Raw genomic sequence first — 18201 nt, 5'->3', positions numbered from 1 at the left:
ACACCACTGCGTCGTCATCGACACCAACGGAACCAAGCTGCTCTCGCAACGGTTCAAGAACCGAGAAACGGCGATCCTGACCCTGATGGGCGACGTCGCATCGCTGCCGGGCGGCACCGACGTCGCCTGGGCGACGGACCTCAACCACGGCGGGACGGGGCTGCTGCAGACGCTGCTCAGCTCGCATGCGCAGCCGCTGTTCTACATCTCGGGCCGCGTCGTGCACCACGCCTCGGGCGCGTACCGGGGCGAGGCGAAGACGGACGCGAAGGACGCGGTGATCATCGCCGACCAGGCGCGGACCCGTCGAGATGTGACGCTGATGCGTCAGGCCGGCGAGGTCACCGCGGAACTGCGCCTGCTCTCGGCGCGCCGGGAGGATCTGGTGCACGACCGCACCCGCGCCGTGAACCGACTGCGCGCCATCCTGGTCCACTACTTCCCGTCGCTCGAGGGAGCGTTCAACTACGCGACGACCAGAGGACCGTTGGTGCTGCTCACCCGGTACGCGACCCCCGGAGCGATCCGACGGATGGGGGAGGCGCGGCTGGCGTCGTGGTTGAAGGGGCAGGGTTGCTGGAAGTCCGCGGCCGTGGCGAAGGCAGCGATCGACGCTGCTCGCGAGCAGACGTCAGTCGTCGTGGGGGAGGGGGCAGCAGCGCGGCTGGTCAACCGGTCCGCGCGTGATCTGCTCCGCATCCGCGACGAGGTCGCAGAGCTCGACGCGGAGATCGACGCCGCTTTGCAGGACAGCAGGGCCGCGGATCTGCTGGTGTCGATTCCGGGGTTCGGGCGCAGGCTCGCCGCGGATTTCCTCGCCGCGACCGGCACTGACCTCACCGCGTTCGAGACGCCCGATCGGCTGGCCAGCTTCGCGGGCCTCGCTCCGGTGCCGCGTGATTCCGGGAAGATCTCCGGCAACCGCCACCGGCCACGGCGCTACGACCGGAGGCTGTTGAACGCCTGCTTCCAGGCAGCGTTCATCGCGTCGAGAAACTGCCCTGTCTCGCGCTCGTTCTACGAACGGAAACGTGGAGAAGGGAAGTCGCACAAGCAGGCGCTGATCGCTCTCGCTCGGCGCCGCATCAACGTCATCTGGGCGATCTTCCGCGACCAGACGACCTACACCCCCACCCCGACCCGGCCGAACGATCCCGTCACCCCGCTTCCGCAGCACGGTCCAGAGTCGCCATCAAGGAGCGGACCCGCCATCGCCCTCGCGGCCGCCTGACGCGCCTAGGTAAGGAGCTCGGCTTGGATCCGGGCGGCGACCGCCTCTCGGAGGGGGCGGACGTTCTCAGCGCTCCAGTCAGTCGGGTCGGGGAACTTCCACTCCAGGAACCGACCGGACGGGGTCGCGGGGAGCGTGAGGCCGGGCTTCATGGCGACGACGATGTCCGCGTTCTCGAGGTCCTCGACCGTGACGGCGCGGGGGGTGCGGTCGCTGATGTCGAGGCCGAGCTCCGCGACGGTCGCGGCGATCGCGGGGTTCACCGTGTCGGCGGGCGAGAGCCCGGCGGAGGTGGCGGTGTGACGGTCTCCGGCGAGGATTTCGAGCAGGCCTGCGCCGAGTTGGGAGCGGCCGGCGTTGTGCTGGCAGAGGAAGAGGACGGTGGGCTTCTGAGTCATGCGGGGATGCTGCTTCCGGTGGTCGTACGGGTCCAGGTCTGGGTGGCGATTTGCACGGCGTCCCACGGGGAGCCGAGCGGAGGCGTGTAGGAGAGGTCGAGGTCCGAGACCTGCTCGACGGTGAGCCCCGCGAACAGGGCGGTCGCGTAGGTATCGACGCGCTTGGCCGTCTCGGTGCCCAGGCGGCCGACGAGCTGCGCGCCGAGCAGGCGCCCATCGCGCGTGTCGCCGGTGATGCGGATCGTGATCGGCTGTGCGCCCGGGTAGTACCGCTTGTGGTCGTCTGCGACCGCGGTCGTCGTCGCCGGGACGTACCCGGCGGCGAGAGCCTCGTGCTCGCGCAGGCCGGTGCGGGAGGCGACGAGGTCGAACACCTTCACGACCTGCGTGCCGACGGAGCCGGCGAACCGGGCTTCGCCGCCGAGGGCGTTCTCGCCCGCGACCCGACCCTGCTTGTGCGCGGTGGTGCCCAGCGGCAGGTAGGTGCTGCCGAGGAGGCGGTGGTGCGTGGTCACTCCGTCGCCCGCGGCGAACACGTGCGGCAGGCCCGTGCGCATCGCCTCGTCGACGACGACCGCGCGGCCGGCGCCGAGGGATGCTCCAGCGCGGGCGAGCAGGTCGGTGTTCGGCTTCACGCCGACGACGAGGAGCACGACGTCGGCGGTCCGAGTGAGGGGTGTGCCGTCGTGGTCGGCGTGGACGGCGAGTCCGGCGGCGGTCTTCTCGATCGAGGCGACGGTCGTGCGGGTGAGCACTTCGACGCCGTGCTGGTCGAGTTCGGTGTGGACGAGGGCGCCGAGTTCTGGGTCGAGGGTGGAGAGCACTTCGGGGCCGCGCTGCAGCTGAGTGACGTGGAGGCCGCGGACGGTGAGGGCTTCGGCCATCTCCAGGCCCACGTAGCCGGCGCCGACGATGATCGCGGTCTGCGGGTCGCGGCTGTCGAGGTAGCGCTCGAGGGCGAAGGTGTCGCCCATCGAGTGCAGCACGTGCACTCCGTCCTCCGGCCCCAGCTCGTCCACGCCGGCGATGCCGGCGGAGGAGGCGAGGGCGCCGGTGCCGACGATCAGCTCGTCGTACCCGATCCGGTCGAGCGTCCCGTCGGGGGTGCGGACGGTGAGCTGCTGCCCGGCGACGTCGATGTCGGTCGCGAAGGTGTCCAGGCGCAGGGTCATGCCGGTGGCTTCGAGATCGGCGTGGCTGCGGTGCGCGAGCGACTGCCACGGCTGCACCTCGCGGGAGAAGTAGTACGGGATCCCGCAGATGGAGAAGTTCGGGTACGAGTCGGCGACGACGACGGTCACGTCGACGGACGGGTCGAGCTCGCGGGCGCGCAGTGCGGCGGAGATCCCCGCGTCGCTGCCGCCGATGGCGACGAGATGCATCAGATGGGCCTTTCGGATTAGGCGTGCGAAGTGGTCGAGGTGGCCGGGATCACGAGGCTCCCGGCGGCCCGGGCGGCGCCCGGGAAGAGGAACACGGCGATGCCGACGCCGATCGCGGCGCCGACGAGCTGCGCAGCGACGAACGGCAGGACGGAGGTGGGGGCGATGCCGGCGAAGGTGTCGGTGAAGACGCGGCCGACGGTCACGGCGGGGTTCGCGAACGAGGTCGAGGACGTGAACCAGTAAGCCGCGCCGATGTACGCGCCGACCGCGGCCGCGGCGAGCGGGCCGCGGTGCGTGCGGGCGAGGGAGAGGATCACGAGGACCAGGCCGGCGGTGGCGACGACCTCCCCGAGCAGGTGGCCGGCGGTGACGCGCTCGGTCGTCGCGATCGAGGTCGGGACCTCGAACATCGCGTTCGCGAGGACCGCGCCGCCGATGCCGCCGAGCAGCTGAGCGCCGACGAACACCGCCAGCCCCCGACCGGACAGGCCGGTGCGGTCGCGACGACCGAGGAGTGCGTCGACGGCGGAGACGAGCGGGTTGAAGTGCGCCCCCGACACCGGGCCGAAGACGAGGATCAGCACCGCCAGTCCCAGCGCGGTCGCGAGGGAGTTCTCCAGCAGCTGCAGGCCGACGTCGTCCGGAGAGAGCGACTGCGCGGCGATGCCGGAGCCGACGACGATCGCCACGAGCAGGCCCGTGCCGAGGAACTCGGCCGCGGCCCGACGAGCGAGCGGAGGAGATGAAGTGGTGTCCATGACGTCGGCCATCTTGACCGCTCGCGATCACTCAGTCAAGATTGAGTCAATGAACACCGAGCGAACCGACCTGGAAGCGCGCGCCGCCCGGCACGCCGCCCTCAGTGATCCCGCGCGCCTGCGGATCGTGGACCTGCTCACTCTCGGAGACCTGGCGCCGCGGGAGCTGCAGGACCGGCTCGGGATGCCCTCGAACCTCGTCGCGCACCACCTCGCCGTCCTCGAGCGCGAGGGCATGATCCTCCGGCGCCGCTCGGAGGCGGACCGGCGCCGCAGCTACGTCCACCTGCTCCCCGGCGCGTTCGACCAGCTCGGCCCCTCGACCACCGCCGCAGCGCGACGGGTGCTGTTCGTGTGCACCGCGAACTCCGCCCGGTCCCAGCTCGCCGCGCAGCTCTGGGCGCAGCGCAGCACCATCCCCGTGGCGTCCGCCGGCACCCACCCGGCCGCCGCGGTGGCGGCCGGCGCGATCGCGACCGCCGAACGCCACGGCCTCCCGCTGCCCGAAGGCGCGCCGCAGCAGTTCGCGGACGTCGCCGCCGACACCGACCTTGTCGTCACGGTCTGCGACGCCGCTCACGAGGCGCTCGGCTCGGAGGCGCTGCACTGGTCGATCCCCGACCCGGTACCCGCCGGCACGGATGCCGCGTTCGACGCGGCCTACGACGAGCTCGCCGCGCGCGTTGACGCTCTCGCGGCGAGGGTCACGGCCGCCTGATCAGACGCGGGTGAGCATCCCGGCGAGGGAGTCGAGCGCGCCGGGGACGAGGGAGAAGTACGCCCACGTGCCGCGCTTCTCGCGGGCCAGGATCCCGGCGTCCACGAGGATCTTCAAGTGGTGCGACACGGTCGGCTGACTCAGCCCGACCGGCTCCGTGAAGTCGCACACGCACACCTCGCCCGAGCTGCTCGACGCCACGATCGACACCAGGCGGAGCCTCGCCGGATCCGCCATCGCCTTCAACGCTCGCGCCAGCAGCTCCGCGCCCTCGGCGCTCAGCGGCTCGCGCGCGAGCGGCGCGCAGCACGCGGCCGCCGCCGCGGTGAGAGTCAGCTCGGTCGTCGCCATGCCTCCACCCTCCCACACATTGACAGCCATCGATATGCCGGGGCAGACTCGATCCATCGATGACCGTCGATGTTGAGGAGTGCACCTGATGACCCTGCTGCTGACCGTCCCGCCCCGCACCGACGAGCGCCGCCTCACCGGCCTGCCCGTCGCCGTCATCGGCGCCGGCCCCGTGGGTCTCGCCGCCGCCGCGCAGCTGCTCGAGCGCGGCCTCGACGTCATCGTCTACGAGGCGGGTGAGAGCGCAGGTGCCGCTGTGCAGCAGTGGGGTCACACTCGCTTGTTCTCCCCGTGGGAGTTCCTGGTCGACGCGGCCGCCGGGCGCCTGCTCGACGCCGCCGGCTGGGAGGCCCCCGCAGCGAAGAAGCTGCCCACCGGGCACGAGTTCGTCCGCGACTACCTCGCTCCTCTCGCCGCGACCCCGGAGCTCGCCCCGGTCATCCGCTACCGCTCCCGTGTCACCGCCGTCTCTCGTGAGGGCATGGATCGCACCCGCTCCACCGGCCGCGCTGCGACCCCGTTCCTGCTGCGCCTGGACACTCCGGAGGGCGCCGTCGACGTCACCGCGCGCGCGGTCATCGACACCTCCGGCACCTACTCCACGCCCAACGCGCTCGCCTCCGCGGGCCTTGACCCAATCGGTGTCCTTGATGTCGCGGAGCACCTCAGCCACGCACTGCCGGACGTGCTCGGTGCGGACCGTGCCCGGTTCGCCGGGAAAAGCGTCCTCGTCGTCGGCGCCGGCCACTCCGCCGCGAACACCCTGATCAAGCTCGCTCGACTCGCCCGCGAGGAACCGGAGACGAGGATCACGTGGGCGATCCGCGGCACGAGCCCGGTGCGCGTCTTCGGCTCCGGCGACGACGAGCTCGAGGAGCGCGGCAAGCTCGGCGGCACCGTCCACCAGCTCGTCCGCGACGGCGCGATCACCCTCCTGGACCGCTTCGAAATCGACCGCCTCGAGAAGGCACCCTCCGGCGGCGTCACGGTGATGGGGCGGCGCCGGAAGGAGCGCGAGAGCGTGGAAGTCGATGTCGTGGTGCAGGCCACCGGGTTCCGGCCCGACCTCGACATGCTGCGCGAGATCCGCGTCTCCCTGGACGAGATCGTGGAAGCGCCGCGCGCACTCGCCTCGCTCATCGACCCGAACCTGCACTCCTGCGGCACCGTCGACCCCCACGGCGTCGCGGAACTCGCCCACCCCGAGCCGAACTTCTTCATCGCGGGGATGAAGTCGTACGGCAGGGCGCCGACCTTCCTGCTCGTCACCGGCTACGAGCAGGTCCGCTCCATCGCGGACGAGCTCGCCGGCGATCACGCCGCCGCCCGGCGCGTGCAGCTCGTGCTCCCCGAGACCGGCGTCTGCTCCACCGACATCGGATCCGCCGGAGGGAGCTGCTGCTCATGACCAGCATCCGGCCGATGACCCCCGAGGACTGGCCGGCGGTCGAGACGATCTACAGCGACGGGATCACGACCGGACACGCCACCTTCGAGGCCGAACCGCCCACGTGGGAGGCGTTCGATGGAGGGAAGCTCGACGTCGGGCGCCTGGTCGCCGTCGACGGAGAACAGATCCTCGGTTGGGCTGCGTTGTCGAAGGTCTCGACCCGGCCCGTCTACCGGGGCGTGGTCGAGCACTCCGTCTACATCGCCGCCGCCGCACGCGGCCGCGGCGTCGGATCGACGCTGCTCGCCGCGCTCATCGCCGCAGCGGACGACGCGGACCTGTGGACGATCCAGTCGAGCATCTTCCCCGAGAACACCGCCAGTCTCGCCCTCCACGACCGCGCGGGATTCCGGCGCGTGGGCATCCGGGAGCGCATCGCGCAGATGACATACGGGCCTGCGGCCGGCCGCTGGCGCGACACGATCCTCATCGAGCGAAGGCGACCGTGACGCCGTGACTCGCCCAGGATCCGCGTGTATCGTGATCGTCACAACGGGCCGGTTCCCGGAACGTTGCCAGCCGAAGACCCCGCCTAGCGGGGTCTTCGTTTTTAAGGCGTCCAGATCCGGTCGTGCGACGTCGACGCGTCGATCAGAGCGCCCAGGCGCGTCATCGTCGCCGCGGACTTCGGGTGCGTCTCCGTCACCGTCTGCCGACGCCGGTGCAGGTAGATCGCGAGGTCGGCCGCCTGCACCCCGGCGGCGTTCCTCGAGGACGCGAACTGGATCGGGGAGGAAATCAGGTTAAGGCGGCTCGTCAGGTAGCCCGGCGTGCCCAGTGACCGGTAGCTCTCGAACTGCCGCCGGTGCTCCTCCTGCGTCGCGATCTCGTCGGCGACGACGATCACCTCCTCGGTATCGAAGGAGAAGACGTCACGGCGGTACTCGTTCACCCGCTCGAGCAGGTGCTGCAGCACGATCTTGTGCGGCTGCTCCGGGTACCGGTACCGGGCGTTCAGGCGCTTCACGTCCACGCCCCGGAACAGGTAGCGGACTTCTGCCTCCTGCGCGATGCGCAGCGCGGCCGCGTAGATGCCCGCCGCCTCACGATGCTTCCCGCGCAGAGGAGCCCACTCGCCGGCGCCGCCCATCAGCTCGTGCCCGTGAAACTCGACATCCGCCGGCACCCCGTGATCCGCGGCGATCTGCTCCCGGAGAGCGGCGTAGCCGTGCTCGAGCTGCTCCCACTTCTCCTGTGTCGTCACGGCAGCGCCGATGAAGTAGAAGTCCTGTGTGTAGGACTCGTCCAGGTACGCGATCAGCACCCCGTCATCATGTCAGCGACCCCCGCCACCACTGGCGGCAGAACAGCCCGGACGGGCCGCTCCGGACAGCTCAAAGGCGCGAGCATGTCGCAGGAACACACATGCTCGGGGTGCATGGAGAGCACCCGATCGATCGGCTGTCACCGCTTGCGCGCGTCGGCGTCGAGGGTCTGCTGGAGAAGTCGGAGAGCCTTAGGTCCTACCCCATGGAGGGTCGCGAGGTGGTCCAGGCCCACCCGCCGCAGGTCGTCCGCATCATGCACGCCCGCTTCCTCGAGCGCGCGGGAGGCCGGGGCGCCGATGGCGGGTAGCTGTCGAGACGGTTCCATAAGTCCGACCCTACGAACCGAACTGCTGCCCCGATAGCCGATGTCATCGCTCACCTCGGCACGCCTGCGCCAGGCTGCGGCGCTACTGCGGTCGTGTTCGTTCGCCTCATCCCACGGATCGCAGCGGATCGAACTGCCGTGAAGCCGTCGAAGGACAAGCGGGAACGCTTAGCCAGGGCGCCGGTATCCCGCTGCGTCGAGGACCGCCGGCGTCATTCAGGGCGGGTTGCGCACTTGAACGTCAGGAGCGGACGAGCCGCGCGATGGCGTCGGAGGCTTCTTGCAGCTTGATCTTCGCTTCGTCGCCGCCGGCTGCGGCGGCCTCGAGGACGCAGTGGTTCAGGTGGTCGTTCAGGAGACCGAGCGCGACGGACTCGAGGGCGCTGGTCATCGCGGAGATCTGGGTGAGGATCTTGATGCAGTACTGCTCGTCTTCAACCATGTTCTGCAGGCCGCGAGCCTGCCCCTCGATGCGGCGAAGGCGGCGGAGGTACTGGTCCTTGTCGGAGATGTAGCCGTGGGCGCCGGTGATGTCGGTCTGCTCGCTCGTCTGCTCGGTCACGGTGTCCTCATCCCCCGGGTGCTGGTGCAGCTCGTCCGCTGCTGCGCGGGGCGGACGGGTACGGAGGGGGTTTTCAGCCGCTCCGGCTGCTTTCTGCATACTCTAGGGGGGTATGCATGGGCGTCCCTTCTGATGCCCTCGGACGAGTGACGAGCAGTGTCGGAGGTGTGGATCATGAGCGACAGCGTCGTTTCTAAGCTGTCCGCGCCGCTGATGCGCGCGGTGGTCGTGGTGCTGACGTTGGCGGCTCTGCTGCTGGGCGTGTTCGCGATGCACTCGATGATGGGCAGCCATTCCGACGCGTCTGTGTCCGCAGGACACACGCATGCGCAGACCGATGCTCACGCCGACCCGGTAGCTGCGTCGACAGGCGGGATGGCTCTCGTGGCTGGCGCCGATCAGGGCGCGGTCGTGCCGATGGTGCCGTGTGATGACAGTTGCGCGATGGGGTGCGCTCTGATGGCGGCGACGTGCGTCATCGTCTTCTTCCTCGCGTCCCTGATCCTCCTGGCCCGGGTGCCGGCGCTGTTCGCGCGCGTGCTCGACGCGGGTCCGCGTCTTCTGCTGCTCGTTCCGCGCGCGAAGTTCCATGTGTATCTGCCGTCGTTGACGGTGTTGTCGATCAGTCGCACCTGATTCGCCTGTCGTCGCAGCGTCCGCTGCGACCTCATCACCCCGCCCGCAGGGCGCGGTTCCGGCGATTCCTGCTACCTACTGAACGGATACGACACTCATGAACACCAAGCGCACTCTTCTCGCCTCGACTCTCGCTCTGGCGACCGCAATTACTCTGGCCGCCTGCTCGGACAGCTCCGGCACGGGCGGCATGGACCACAGCAGCTCCTCCTCGTCCGCGTCCGCGTCGCCGTCTTCGACTGCTGCGGCGGAGGCGGACTTCAACGATCAGGACGTGATGTTCGCGCAGATGATGAAGCCCCACCACGAGCAGGCGGTGGAGATGGCCGACATGATCCTCGCGAAGGACGGCATCAGCACCGACGTCACCGACCTCGCGACCCAGATCAAGGAAGCGCAGGGTCCGGAGATCGCGCAGCTCGAGGAGTGGATCAGCGCGTGGGGCGCTGAGGACTCGATGTCGGGCATGGATCACAGCATGGACGGGATGATGTCCGACGAGGACATGTCCTCGCTGGAGAGCGCGACCGGCGCCGAGGCGGAGACGCTGTTCCTCGAGCAGATGATGATGCACCACGAGGGCGCCGTGGAGATGGCGCAGACCGAGGTCGACGAGGGCCAGAACGCGGACGCCATCGACATGGCGAACACGATCGTGCAGACCCAGACCGAGGAGATCGCAACCATGCAGGATCTCCTCGCGTCCCGCTGACCCGTCTTTCTGACGCCCCTTCCCCCTCCTGGGCAGGCGGAGCGCTGCTGCGTCGCGCCCGTGCGCGCTACCGCCGCGCCCCGGTGGGGGTCGCCGTACCTGGCGATCCCCACCCTCTACTTCTTCGCGCCCTCTGAGGGCGCTCGAACCAGAAACGTCCCCCTATGCACCGCCTTCCTCTTCACCCCCGTCCGCTTCGCTCGGGAGTCGCCCGGTGAGCGCCGCGTCGACGCCGACGAGCGACCCGCGCCGCCGCGACGTGCACCGCACCCGAACCCGCACCCGCGATGCCTCCCCGCGGCAGGCTGCGCTCACGCTCGGACGCCGGGTGACGTACACGGCGCCCTCGCGAGCCGACGCGCAGGCGTTGCAGCACGCCGCCCGCGTCGCGGCCCGCCCGCGCCCGGCCCCGCCGGGCACGGCCACGATGCGGCCGCGCCTGGCTGGGATGTCCGCGATGACTCTCGTCACGATGATCGCGGTGACCTCCTCCATGCCCGCGTTCGCCGTCGACGGCACCCCGACCAAGACCACGACCCTGGCCGTCAGCGAGGCGCAGCCGCAGACGTTCGTCGCGGCCGGCGCGGTGCAGCTCACCGTCACCCGGGACACGTTCGGCGCGGAAGCCAAACCCGAGGTGCTGGTGACCGCCGCCGTCGCCACGGAACTCGTGGACGACGCATCAGAAGAGTCCGCCGCATCCACTGAGGACAGCGAGGTCGCGTCCGCTACCTGGCGGGTGCCGGTCGCGGGGCGCATCTCGAGCACGTTCGGTCCTCGCCCGGATGCCCCGGTCGCGGGCGTGAGCGCGTTCCACAAGGGCACCGACCTCGCCGCCCCCTGCGGAACCCCGGTGGTCGCAGCGACTGGCGGCACGGTCGAGGAAGCCGGCTACGCCGGCAGCTACGGCAACTGGATCCTGCTGGCGAGCAGCGACGGCATCGAGACCGGCTACGCGCACAACAGCGACCTGCTCGTGGACGTGGGTGACACGGTCGCCGCCGGCGACCTGATCGCTCTCGTGGGCTCCACCGGCGCCTCCTCCGGCTGTCACCTGCACTTTGAAACGCGCGTGGACGGGAGCCCCGTGGACCCGGAAGGCTTCATGAGCGATCTGGGTGTCGGCCTTGGCTGAGCATTGCGGGCACCGCTCGCGCCGCACGCGGCGTCTCGCCGTCATCGTCGGCGCCGCCGTGACGGTGGCGCTGCTCACCGGCTGCGTTTCGTCAGGCCGCGTGGAGACGGGCGCGCTCGTGGCCGCGCCGGCAGGGTTGGAGCACGTGCACGGGCTGGGCTGGGATCCGGTGACCGGGCTCACCTACGCGGCTGCGCACTCGGGAGTGTGGGTGATCCCCACCGACACCCTCCCGGACACCTACCCGGCCAGCCCCACCCCGACCGACGACGAAGCGGGCGGAGGGCCGGTCGCCGGCCGGGCGCAGGACACGATGGGGTTCACGATCACCCCGGAGGGAGTGTTCTACGCCTCCGGGCATCCCGACCCCGCCGACAGGTCCGCGCCAGGACCCAACCTGGGTCTGATCCGCAGCATCGATGCGGCCGCGACCTGGGAGCCGGTGTCCCTGAGTGGGGAGACGGATTTCCACGACCTCGCGACCGTCGCTCTCACCGATGCGGCGACCCGCGTGTACGGGTACGACGCGAGCCGCGGCGTCATCCTCCGCAGCGACGACTCCGGCGCCGCATGGACCCCGTCTGCGCAACTGCCGCTGCGCGATCTGACCGTGGACCCCGAGCGTCCCGACCGGGTGTTCGCGACGACCGAGACGGGCTTACAGGTCAGCGAGGACGCCGCGGTCACGTTCCGGCCCGTCTCCGGCGCGCCCGCCCTGTTCCTCGTGGACGGCAGTGCCGGCGGGCAGCTGGTCGGTGTCGACGTCGACGGGACGTTGTGGACGGGAACTCTCGAGGGCTCCTGGCAGAGCCACGGAACCCTCGAGGGGCAGCCGGAGGCGTTCGCGCTCGTCGACGGCGAAGAACAGTGGGTCCTTGCCGCCGACGAGCGCGGAGTGGTCGCCTCCGGCGACTACGGGCGCACCTGGACGGTACTGCGGCCCTCCTCGTGACGGACTGGGCTGGTGTCGCGTTCGCGCGCGGCGCGGGTGCTGGCCTGCGGGGACAGCTCCAGGCGGCGCAGCAGCTGCGCGTTCACGGCGACGACGACCGTGGACGCGGACATCAGCAGAGCCCCGACCGACATCGGCAGCACGAACCCGATCGGCGCGAGCACTCCCGCGGCCAGGGGGACGGAGAGGAGGTTGTAGCCGGCCGCCCACCACAGGTTCTGCTTCATCTTCCGGTAGCTGGCCCGGGACAGCTCGATCACGGACAGCACCGACCGGGGGTCATCGGAGGCCAGGATCACCCCGGCGGATGCGATCGCGACATCGGTGCCTGCGCCGATCGCGATTCCCACGTCGGCCTGCGCGAGAGCGGGAGCGTCGTTGACGCCGTCACCGACCATCGCGACCCGTCGGCCCTCGCGCTGCAACTCGATGACCTTCGCGGCCTTGTCCTCCGGCTTCACGCCGGCGAACACCCGGTCGATGCCGAGCTCCTCGCCCACGGTGCGGGCGACCGCTTCCGCGTCGCCGGTGATCATGACCACCTGCACGCCGATCGCGTGCAGCGCGTCGACAGCCTGCCGGGACTCCTCCCGCACCTCATCCGCGAGCCCGAGAGCCCCGATGACCCGACCGCCGGCGAGGACGTGGAGGATGATCATCCCCTCCGCCTCCCACGCGCGCGTCTGCTCGAGCGCGGCAGCGTCGTGCGCGCGCAGCATCGACGGACCGCCCACGCTCACCGCACGCCCCTCGACCTGCGCCGTGACGCCGACAGCGGTCGACGCCTGGAAACCGGTCGCTGCCGGCACCCGCACGCCGCGGCTGTTCGCGGCTGCCACGATCGCCCGAGCGAGAGGGTGCTCACTGTCCGCCTCGACCGCCGCAGCGACCGCGAGCAGCTGCTCCTCGTTCACCCCGTCGACAGTGTGCACGGCGGCGAGCGTCGGCTCGCCCTTGGTCAGGGTGCCCGTCTTGTCGAACAGGACCGTGGTCACCGTGCGCATGCTCTCCAACGCGAGACGGTCCTTGACGAGGACGCCGCCCTTCGCGGCCCGCTCGGTCGCGATGGACACCACCAGCGGGATCGCGAGTCCCAGCGCGTGCGGGCACGCGATGACCAGAACCGTGATGGTGCGGATCACCGCCTCGTCGGGACTGCCCAGCAGCGACCACACGATCGCGGTGATCACTCCCGCGCCCAACGCGAACCAGAACAACCACCCGGCGGCAACATCAGCGATGCGCTGCGCCCGGGAGGACGAGTTCTGCGCCTCCGTGACCAGGCGCTGGATGCCGGCGAGAGCGGTGTCGTCGCCGACGGCCGTCACCTCCACCCGCAACGCCGTGTCCGTGGCGACCGTGCCGGCCACGACCATCGATCCCGGGCCGCGACTGACCGGGCGGGACTCCCCGGTGATCATCGACTCATCCACGTCCGCGGTGCCCTCCAGCACCCGGCCGTCCGCCGGCACCCGGCCGCCGGGACGCACGACCACGACATCCCCCTGCACCAGGTCCGCGGGAGACACCTTCTCCACCTCACCCTCGCGCACCCGCTCCGCCTCATCCGGCAGCAGCGCCGCGAGAGAGTCCAGCGCCGAGGACGTCTGCGCGAGAGAGCGCATCTCGATCCAGTGCCCGAGCAGCATGATCACGATCAGCAGCGCCAGCTCCCACCAGAAGTCCAGCTCGTGATCCAGCAGCCCCGCGCTCGCACCCCACGACGCGAGGAACGCGACCGTGATCGCCAGAGCGATCAGCAGCATCATCCCCGGCGTCCTCGAGCGCAGCTCCGACACCGCCCCCTGCAGGAAGGGCCGGCCGCCCCAGACGTACATCACCGTCCCGAGCACCGGCGAGATCCAGCCGACCCCCGCAACGTCGGGGAGGGAGTAGCCCAGGATCATCGAGAACATGCCGCTGAACACGACCACCGGCACCGCGAACACCAGCATGATCCAGAACAACCGCCGGAACTGGCCGACATGATCGCCGTGGCCGCCGTGGCCGCCGTGGCCGCCGTGGCCGGCAGCGCCCGCCGTCATGTTGTGGCCTGCGTGAGGATCAGGCGCTCCGCGCATCTGGTGCCCGGCGTGCCCGTCAGGGGCCGTACTCACGTGATGACCTGTCCTTCCCGCGTCGACGTCGCGTGCTTCGACGGTGCGGTGAGCACTCTCGTGCTCGTCATCGTGCAGGTGGTGCTGCGCCATCATGACTCCTTCCGGCCGCTTCCGGCCTGATCCGACGGTATACCCCCCGGGGGTATCAGACAACGGGGTGATCGGGCGGAAGATTCCCGACTTGACCGAAGATGTCGGGGCAGGGGCAACGCACCACATCGATACGGGATGGGTTGGGCGGGTGCCTAGGCTGAGCGCATGAGTGACTCCAACCCGTCTGGCACGCCGTCGCCCGTCCCGGAGCGCCCCCGCTGGGTGAAGGTGTTCATGGTCGTCGTCGTCGTCCTCGCGATCGGCTTCATCGTCGTGCACCTGCTCACCGGCGGCGGGGCGCAGATGATGAATCACTGATGATGCTCGGCCCGCGAGCTCGCCGAGTCGCCCTCACCGTCCACGTCCTGGTGTCCGTGGGCTGGTTCGGCGCGGTGGGCGCGTTCCTCGCGATCGCGCTCGTCGGAGCGACCAGCAGCGACCCCTTCACGGTCCGAAGCGCCTACTTGGCGTTGGACCCGCTGGGGACGTTCGTCATCATCCCGTTCGCCCTCGCCTCCCTCGCCACCGGAATCCTGCAAGGCCTCGGAACGCACTGGGGACTGGTGCGCCACTACTGGGTGGCGATCAAGCTGTGGCTGAGTGTCTTCGCAACCGCAGTCCTCCTGCTGCACACGCGCCTCATCGAAACGATGTCCCTCGCCGCCCGCCACGGGCTCATCCCCTCCACGCTCGAGGGAACCCGCACGCAACTGGTCGTCGCGACCGCCGGCGGCGCCGTCGTTCTCGTGGTTATCACCGCCCTGTCCGTCCTCAAGCCTCGCGGCCGCACCCGGCTCGGGCTGAGAGCAACCCGAACGACCTGACCGGCGTTGAGTTCCGGCGTGTCAGCGCCGAGACAATGAGGAGGCGCGGGGGTGATCGCTGCCCGGGCGCAGCGCTATCCAGAGCCCGCACCGCCGGCACACGTACGCGGCGCCATCGTTGAGTGCGTGAACCTGACGTCGACGGCGGGCCCGTCCGCAGCAGGAACAGGTGACGGAGGAATCAGGGTTCACGGGCAGCGATCGCTTCCACGAGCTGCTCCGTCGTCGGAAGACCCGCCAGCCCGCTCGGCGTGAAGTAGATCCGACAGGCAAGATCCGTGGTCCGCCCGCCCGACGGGAACAGGTCTTCCCCGTCGAGGGTGATCGTCGGGGAACCCGCGAAAGCGACGCCGGCGGCGTCCTCCGGTGTCGCCAGAAGCCGGTAGGTGACGGGGATGTCGGAGTGGCCGGTGGACTTCAGCGCCTGGTCCAGGCGAGGGCCGACGTCCTTCCAGTTCGGGCAGTCGTCGATGTGAAGAACCTCGATCATCATTCTCCGATCATCCTCCCGCCGTGCGCGTCGCACCCGAGGAGAGCACTTCTGAGGTTGAGGGTGTCTGCCCCGGAACATCGATCGTCAGCCCGCTCGTGGCTCGCCTGTCGGCGCCCGCTCTAGTCATCGTCATCGTCGTCTTCTACGAGCTCGCCTTCCCAGGCCTCGCGTCCCTCGTGAATGGCGAAGAGAGCGATGACGAACCCTGCAACCGGGTCAAGCCACGCGGCTCCAGTGAGGGCGTAGAGGACGAGCCCGACGAGGGTGGAGACGCTCAACAGCACGCAGATCCGAGTCTCCGCTGCGTCCGCGAGGATCAGGGGGTCTCCGAGCCTCTTCCCGACACGCGTTTTCACCGCCGCAAGGACCGGCATGACGATGATCGAGAGGATCAGGAGCACGATGCTGACCGGGGAGGACTCGGGAGCGTCACCCGCGATCAGGCTGCGGATGCCCTCGATGCTCACGTAGGCGGCGAGGAGGAAGAACGTCACGGCGACGAACTTCAACGTGCGCCGCTCCTTCGCTTCGTCCGCCTCACCATGCCGCAGCCGCGCCGCCAGGCGCAGCCCTACCAGCACGGCGGCGATCGACTCGATGCCGGAGTCGATGCCGAACCCGATCACGGACACGAGTCCCGCGGCGATACCGGCCGCGATCGCGACGATGCCCTCGATGACGTTGTAGGCGACGGTGAACTGCGCCAGGCGCAGCCCGCGTCGGGTCAGCTGTTCGGTCTCGGCGGGGGTGAGTGCGCTCATTCGGTGGTCCTCTCGGGGCGGGGGTGACGGGTCAGATGGGGAGGACGAATCCGTTGATCAGGTTCTGGAGGCGGTAGATCAACTGGGTCCACAGGCCGCTGACCATGGCGGTGCCGATGAGGATGAGTAGCCCTCCGCCGAGGAGGTTGATGGTGCGGATGTGGCGTTTGAGGAAGCTGGTCGCGGTGGCGGCCCAGGAGAATCCGAGGGCGATCAGCAGGAACGGCAGTCCCAGGCCCAGGCAGTACAGCAGGCCGAGGAACGCGCCGCGGCCGGCGGAGGCGCCGTCCAGGCTCAGCGCGGAGATCGCGGCGAGGGTGGGCCCGAAGCAGGGTGTCCAGCCGAGCCCGAACACCACACCGAGCAGGGGTGCTCCGGCGAGTCCGGTCGCGGGTTTCCAGCGGGGGCGGATGGTGCGTTGCAGGAACCGGACCTGCCCGATGAACACGACGCCCATGAGGATCACGAGCACTCCGAGGATGCGGGTGACGGTGTCCTGCCATTCGAGCAGCCATGTCCCGAGGGCGCCGAACGCGGCGCCGTAGGCGATGAAGACGACGGCGAAACCGGCGATGAACAGGCCCACTCCGGCGACGAGGCGGCGCCGGCTGCCTGTGGCGAGGTCGGGGTTTCCGCCGATGTAGGCGAGGTAGCCGGGGACGAGGGGGAGCACGCACGGGGACGCGAACGAGACGAGGCCGGCGAGGACCGCGATGGGCGCGGCGAGCAGGAGTTGGCCGCTGAACACAGCCTCTCCCCAGTTCACGAGGCCGCCTCCGCGATGGTGTCCGCGATGAGGGTGTCGAGGATGGAGCGGGCGGTGACCCGGCCGAGGATCCGCGCGGCGGGTCGGCCGTCGACGTCGAGCACGAGGGTGGTAGGGACGGCGTTCGCGGCGAACTTCCCAGAGAACGCGAGGGCCACGGCGGCGTCGGTATCGATGATCGAGGGGTAGGTGATGCCGTAGGTGTTCGCGAACGAGGTGGCGGTGTCGGCTTGGTCGCGAACGTTGACACCGAGAAACGCCGCTCCGTTCCCGTCGTACTGCTCGTGCAGCGCTTGCAGGTCGGGTGCTTCGGCGCGGCAGGGGGCGCAGGCGGCGTACCAGAAGTTCACGACGAGCACCTGCCCGCGGTAATCCTCGGAGCTGATCGCGTCGCCCGTTTCGCTCGTTCCGGCGAAGTCGACCGGCTCGCCGCGGCTGCCGACAGGCCATTCGATGACGGTGCCGTCACCGGCGACGTAGTTCTTGTTCGACCCGCCGCGGTACTGCTCCGCGAGGTCGTCCCGCGCGCATCCGCTGGTCCCGATGCCGATCATCGCGAGCGGGGGAAGGGCCAGCAGGGCGCGGCGGCTGAGGGCGCTCACGAGGCGAGAGCGGCGTCGAGAGCGGCCTGGATGTCTTCGAGGCGTTCGAGCTGGATCGCCTCGTCGTTGACGAAGATCGTCGGCGTGCCCTGCACCCCCAGGTCCTTGCCCGCCTCGAAATCAAAGCGCACCCGCTCGAGCGTCGACGGGTCGGCCACATCCGCGTCGTACTGCTCCAGGTCGAGGCCGATCTCCTCCGCGAAGCCGCGGAACACGTCGGCCTTGGAGTCTTGGCTCTCGCCCCAGCTCGCCTGCGTCTGGAACATCCGGTCGTACATCTCCTCGAACCGGTCCTGCCGCGCTGCTGCCTCGACGGCGAGAGCGGCATTCTCGGAGTTGCGATGCGAGGGAATCGGGAAGTAGCGGGTCGCGAAGGTGACCCGGCCTGCGTACTCCTCACGCAGCTGCTCGATGGTCGGGTAGACGGCCGCGCAGACCTCGCACTCGAAGTCGAGGAACTCGACCAGCGTCACCTTCCCGTCCTCCGCCTGATCGAGCATGTGGGTGTTCTGCTCGAGGACGGGCGTCGCGGCGGCGACCTCTTCGCGGGAGGCGGAGAAGGGCCGGAAGATCGCGATCGCGGCGATGACCGCGACGACGAAGACAGCCGCGGCGATGGCGATCAGGTTGACCTTGGTGCTGGTTTTCACGGGTGGTGCTT

Annotated in this window: 22 protein-coding genes; 10 read left to right on the top strand and 12 right to left on the bottom strand. The window is 69.9% G+C overall.

Features of this window, described 5'->3' with window-relative positions; all coding sequences use genetic code 11:
* Nucleotides 1-1231: IS110 family transposase (locus C5D08_RS15275; protein WP_258067429.1), on the top strand; the 1231-nt coding region annotated here is incomplete at its 5' end.
* Nucleotides 1232-1236: 5 nt separating this feature from the next.
* Here the strand turns inward: C5D08_RS15275 and C5D08_RS15270 are convergent.
* From C5D08_RS15270 to C5D08_RS15260, 3 genes are read right to left on the bottom strand one after another with little or no spacing between them, the layout of a single operon-like run.
* Nucleotides 1237-1629 carry a low molecular weight phosphatase family protein gene (locus C5D08_RS15270; protein WP_104277745.1) on the bottom strand — a complete coding sequence of 131 codons (393 nt, stop codon included), beginning with the start codon at nt 1627-1629 and terminating at the stop codon, nt 1237-1239.
* Complete coding sequence (locus C5D08_RS15265) at nt 1626-3011, bottom strand: FAD-dependent oxidoreductase (protein WP_104277744.1); 1386 nt, start codon at nt 3009-3011, stop codon at nt 1626-1628. Before C5D08_RS15265 ends, C5D08_RS15270 begins: the two co-directional genes overlap by 4 nt.
* A gap of 17 nt (nt 3012-3028) precedes the next feature.
* The gene (locus C5D08_RS15260) at nt 3029-3772 is read right to left on the bottom strand and encodes an MIP/aquaporin family protein (RefSeq protein ID WP_104277748.1); all 744 of its coding nucleotides are present in this window, start codon (nt 3770-3772) and stop codon (nt 3029-3031) included.
* Between the two features lie 49 nt (nt 3773-3821).
* On the opposite strand from C5D08_RS15260, the gene C5D08_RS15255 reads away from it, so the two are divergent.
* Nucleotides 3822-4490: an ArsR family transcriptional regulator gene (locus tag C5D08_RS15255; RefSeq protein ID WP_104277743.1), complete on the top strand. Its 669-nt coding sequence runs from the start codon at nt 3822-3824 to the stop codon at nt 4488-4490.
* On the opposite strand, the gene C5D08_RS15250 is transcribed toward C5D08_RS15255, so the two are convergent.
* Nucleotides 4491-4841 carry a helix-turn-helix transcriptional regulator gene (locus C5D08_RS15250; protein ID WP_055794488.1) on the bottom strand — a complete coding sequence of 117 codons (351 nt, stop codon included), beginning with the start codon at nt 4839-4841 and terminating at the stop codon, nt 4491-4493.
* 88 nt (nt 4842-4929) lie between these two features.
* Here C5D08_RS15250 and C5D08_RS15245 point away from each other — a divergent pair, with 88 nt between their 5' ends.
* The gene (locus tag C5D08_RS15245; protein ID WP_104277742.1) at nt 4930-6249 is read left to right on the top strand and encodes an FAD-dependent oxidoreductase; all 1320 of its coding nucleotides are present in this window, start codon (nt 4930-4932) and stop codon (nt 6247-6249) included.
* Nucleotides 6246-6740 carry a GNAT family N-acetyltransferase gene (locus tag C5D08_RS15240; protein ID WP_104277741.1) on the top strand — a complete coding sequence of 165 codons (495 nt, stop codon included), beginning with the start codon at nt 6246-6248 and terminating at the stop codon, nt 6738-6740. Before C5D08_RS15245 ends, C5D08_RS15240 begins: the two co-directional genes overlap by 4 nt.
* Before the next feature lie 101 nt (nt 6741-6841).
* On the opposite strand, the gene C5D08_RS15235 is transcribed toward C5D08_RS15240, so the two are convergent.
* Both C5D08_RS15235 and C5D08_RS15225 read right to left on the bottom strand, forming a co-directional pair.
* A complete protein-coding gene (locus C5D08_RS15235; protein WP_055794482.1) occupies nt 6842-7555 on the bottom strand; it encodes a DUF3800 domain-containing protein in 714 nt (237 codons plus the stop codon).
* Nucleotides 7556-8125: 570 nt separating this feature from the next.
* Complete coding sequence (locus C5D08_RS15225) at nt 8126-8446, bottom strand: metal-sensitive transcriptional regulator (RefSeq protein WP_055794478.1); 321 nt, start codon at nt 8444-8446, stop codon at nt 8126-8128.
* Nucleotides 8447-8620: 174 nt separating this feature from the next.
* Between C5D08_RS15225 and C5D08_RS15220 the strand changes: the two genes are divergently transcribed.
* From C5D08_RS15220 to C5D08_RS15205, 4 genes are all read left to right on the top strand, one after another.
* On the top strand, nt 8621-9082 hold the full coding sequence (locus tag C5D08_RS15220) for a hypothetical protein (protein ID WP_146078443.1): 462 nt from the start codon (nt 8621-8623) through the stop codon (nt 9080-9082).
* Between the two features lie 97 nt (nt 9083-9179).
* Nucleotides 9180-9794 (top strand): DUF305 domain-containing protein, encoded by a 615-nt coding sequence (locus tag C5D08_RS15215; protein WP_104256095.1) that lies wholly within the window; start codon nt 9180-9182, stop codon nt 9792-9794.
* A 457-nt stretch (nt 9795-10251) separates the two neighbouring features.
* Entirely contained in the window at nt 10252-10929 is a 678-nt protein-coding gene (locus C5D08_RS15210; protein ID WP_146083184.1) for a M23 family metallopeptidase, read from the top strand.
* Complete coding sequence (locus tag C5D08_RS15205) at nt 10922-11881, top strand: F510_1955 family glycosylhydrolase (protein WP_146078441.1); 960 nt, start codon at nt 10922-10924, stop codon at nt 11879-11881. Before C5D08_RS15210 ends, C5D08_RS15205 begins: the two co-directional genes overlap by 8 nt.
* Here C5D08_RS15205 and C5D08_RS15200 read toward each other — a convergent pair.
* Nucleotides 11842-13926: a heavy metal translocating P-type ATPase gene (locus C5D08_RS15200; protein WP_374953959.1), complete on the bottom strand. Its 2085-nt coding sequence runs from the start codon at nt 13924-13926 to the stop codon at nt 11842-11844. The genes C5D08_RS15205 and C5D08_RS15200 overlap by 40 nt on opposite strands.
* A 333-nt stretch (nt 13927-14259) precedes the next feature.
* Here C5D08_RS15200 and C5D08_RS17120 point away from each other — a divergent pair, with 333 nt between their 5' ends.
* Nucleotides 14260-14412 (top strand): hypothetical protein, encoded by a 153-nt coding sequence (locus C5D08_RS17120; protein WP_157603228.1) that lies wholly within the window; start codon nt 14260-14262, stop codon nt 14410-14412.
* Complete coding sequence (locus tag C5D08_RS15195) at nt 14412-14918, top strand: DUF2269 domain-containing protein (protein ID WP_219812359.1); 507 nt, start codon at nt 14412-14414, stop codon at nt 14916-14918. The genes C5D08_RS17120 and C5D08_RS15195 overlap by 1 nt, the downstream gene beginning before the upstream one ends.
* 181 nt (nt 14919-15099) lie before the next feature.
* On the opposite strand, the gene C5D08_RS15190 is transcribed toward C5D08_RS15195, so the two are convergent.
* The 5 genes from C5D08_RS15190 to C5D08_RS15170 form a co-directional block, all read right to left on the bottom strand.
* Entirely contained in the window at nt 15100-15411 is a 312-nt protein-coding gene (locus C5D08_RS15190; RefSeq protein ID WP_055794463.1) for a hypothetical protein, read from the bottom strand.
* Between the two features lie 119 nt (nt 15412-15530).
* Nucleotides 15531-16172: a cation diffusion facilitator family transporter gene (locus C5D08_RS15185; protein WP_055794460.1), complete on the bottom strand. Its 642-nt coding sequence runs from the start codon at nt 16170-16172 to the stop codon at nt 15531-15533.
* 31 nt (nt 16173-16203) lie between these two features.
* Nucleotides 16204-16920: a cytochrome c biogenesis CcdA family protein gene (locus C5D08_RS15180; RefSeq protein WP_374952936.1), complete on the bottom strand. Its 717-nt coding sequence runs from the start codon at nt 16918-16920 to the stop codon at nt 16204-16206.
* 14 nt (nt 16921-16934) lie between these two features.
* Nucleotides 16935-17540, bottom strand: a complete 606-nt coding sequence (locus C5D08_RS15175) for a TlpA disulfide reductase family protein (RefSeq protein WP_104233615.1) — start codon at nt 17538-17540, stop codon at nt 16935-16937.
* Nucleotides 17537-18190 (bottom strand): thioredoxin domain-containing protein, encoded by a 654-nt coding sequence (locus C5D08_RS15170; protein ID WP_082481720.1) that lies wholly within the window; start codon nt 18188-18190, stop codon nt 17537-17539. Before C5D08_RS15170 ends, C5D08_RS15175 begins: the two co-directional genes overlap by 4 nt.
* Nucleotides 18191-18201: the final 11 nt, after the last annotated feature.

The sequence above is a fragment of the Rathayibacter sp. AY1B6 genome (assembly GCF_002932755.1).
Lineage (GTDB): Bacteria > Actinomycetota > Actinomycetes > Actinomycetales > Microbacteriaceae > Rathayibacter.
Note: the sequence above shows the minus strand (reverse complement) of the source record. Positions and strands in the feature narration are given on the sequence as shown.

Bases quoted from the DNA above. Each gene is read 5' to 3' on its own strand.
- C5D08_RS15210 (WP_146083184.1), top strand. From the start codon at position 10,252: ATGACTCTCGTCACGATGATCGCGGTGACCTCCTCCATGCCCGCGTTC.
- C5D08_RS15245 (WP_104277742.1), top strand. From the start codon at position 4,930: ATGACCCTGCTGCTGACCGTCCCGCCCCGCACCGACGAGCGCCGCCTC.
- C5D08_RS15190 (WP_055794463.1), bottom strand. From the start codon at position 15,411: ATGATGATCGAGGTTCTTCACATCGACGACTGCCCGAACTGGAAGGAC.
- C5D08_RS15250 (WP_055794488.1), bottom strand. From the start codon at position 4,841: ATGGCGACGACCGAGCTGACTCTCACCGCGGCGGCGGCCGCGTGCTGC.
- C5D08_RS15270 (WP_104277745.1), bottom strand. From the start codon at position 1,629: ATGACTCAGAAGCCCACCGTCCTCTTCCTCTGCCAGCACAACGCCGGC.
- C5D08_RS15215 (WP_104256095.1), top strand. From the start codon at position 9,180: ATGAACACCAAGCGCACTCTTCTCGCCTCGACTCTCGCTCTGGCGACC.
- C5D08_RS15195 (WP_219812359.1), top strand. From the start codon at position 14,412: ATGATGCTCGGCCCGCGAGCTCGCCGAGTCGCCCTCACCGTCCACGTC.
- C5D08_RS15200 (WP_374953959.1), bottom strand. From the start codon at position 13,926: ATGACGGCGGGCGCTGCCGGCCACGGCGGCCACGGCGGCCACGGCGGC.
- C5D08_RS15185 (WP_055794460.1), bottom strand. From the start codon at position 16,172: ATGAGCGCACTCACCCCCGCCGAGACCGAACAGCTGACCCGACGCGGG.
- C5D08_RS17120 (WP_157603228.1), top strand. From the start codon at position 14,260: ATGAGTGACTCCAACCCGTCTGGCACGCCGTCGCCCGTCCCGGAGCGC.
- C5D08_RS15220 (WP_146078443.1), top strand. From the start codon at position 8,621: ATGAGCGACAGCGTCGTTTCTAAGCTGTCCGCGCCGCTGATGCGCGCG.
- C5D08_RS15260 (WP_104277748.1), bottom strand. From the start codon at position 3,772: ATGGACACCACTTCATCTCCTCCGCTCGCTCGTCGGGCCGCGGCCGAG.
- C5D08_RS15265 (WP_104277744.1), bottom strand. From the start codon at position 3,011: ATGCATCTCGTCGCCATCGGCGGCAGCGACGCGGGGATCTCCGCCGCA.
- C5D08_RS15255 (WP_104277743.1), top strand. From the start codon at position 3,822: ATGAACACCGAGCGAACCGACCTGGAAGCGCGCGCCGCCCGGCACGCC.
- C5D08_RS15240 (WP_104277741.1), top strand. From the start codon at position 6,246: ATGACCAGCATCCGGCCGATGACCCCCGAGGACTGGCCGGCGGTCGAG.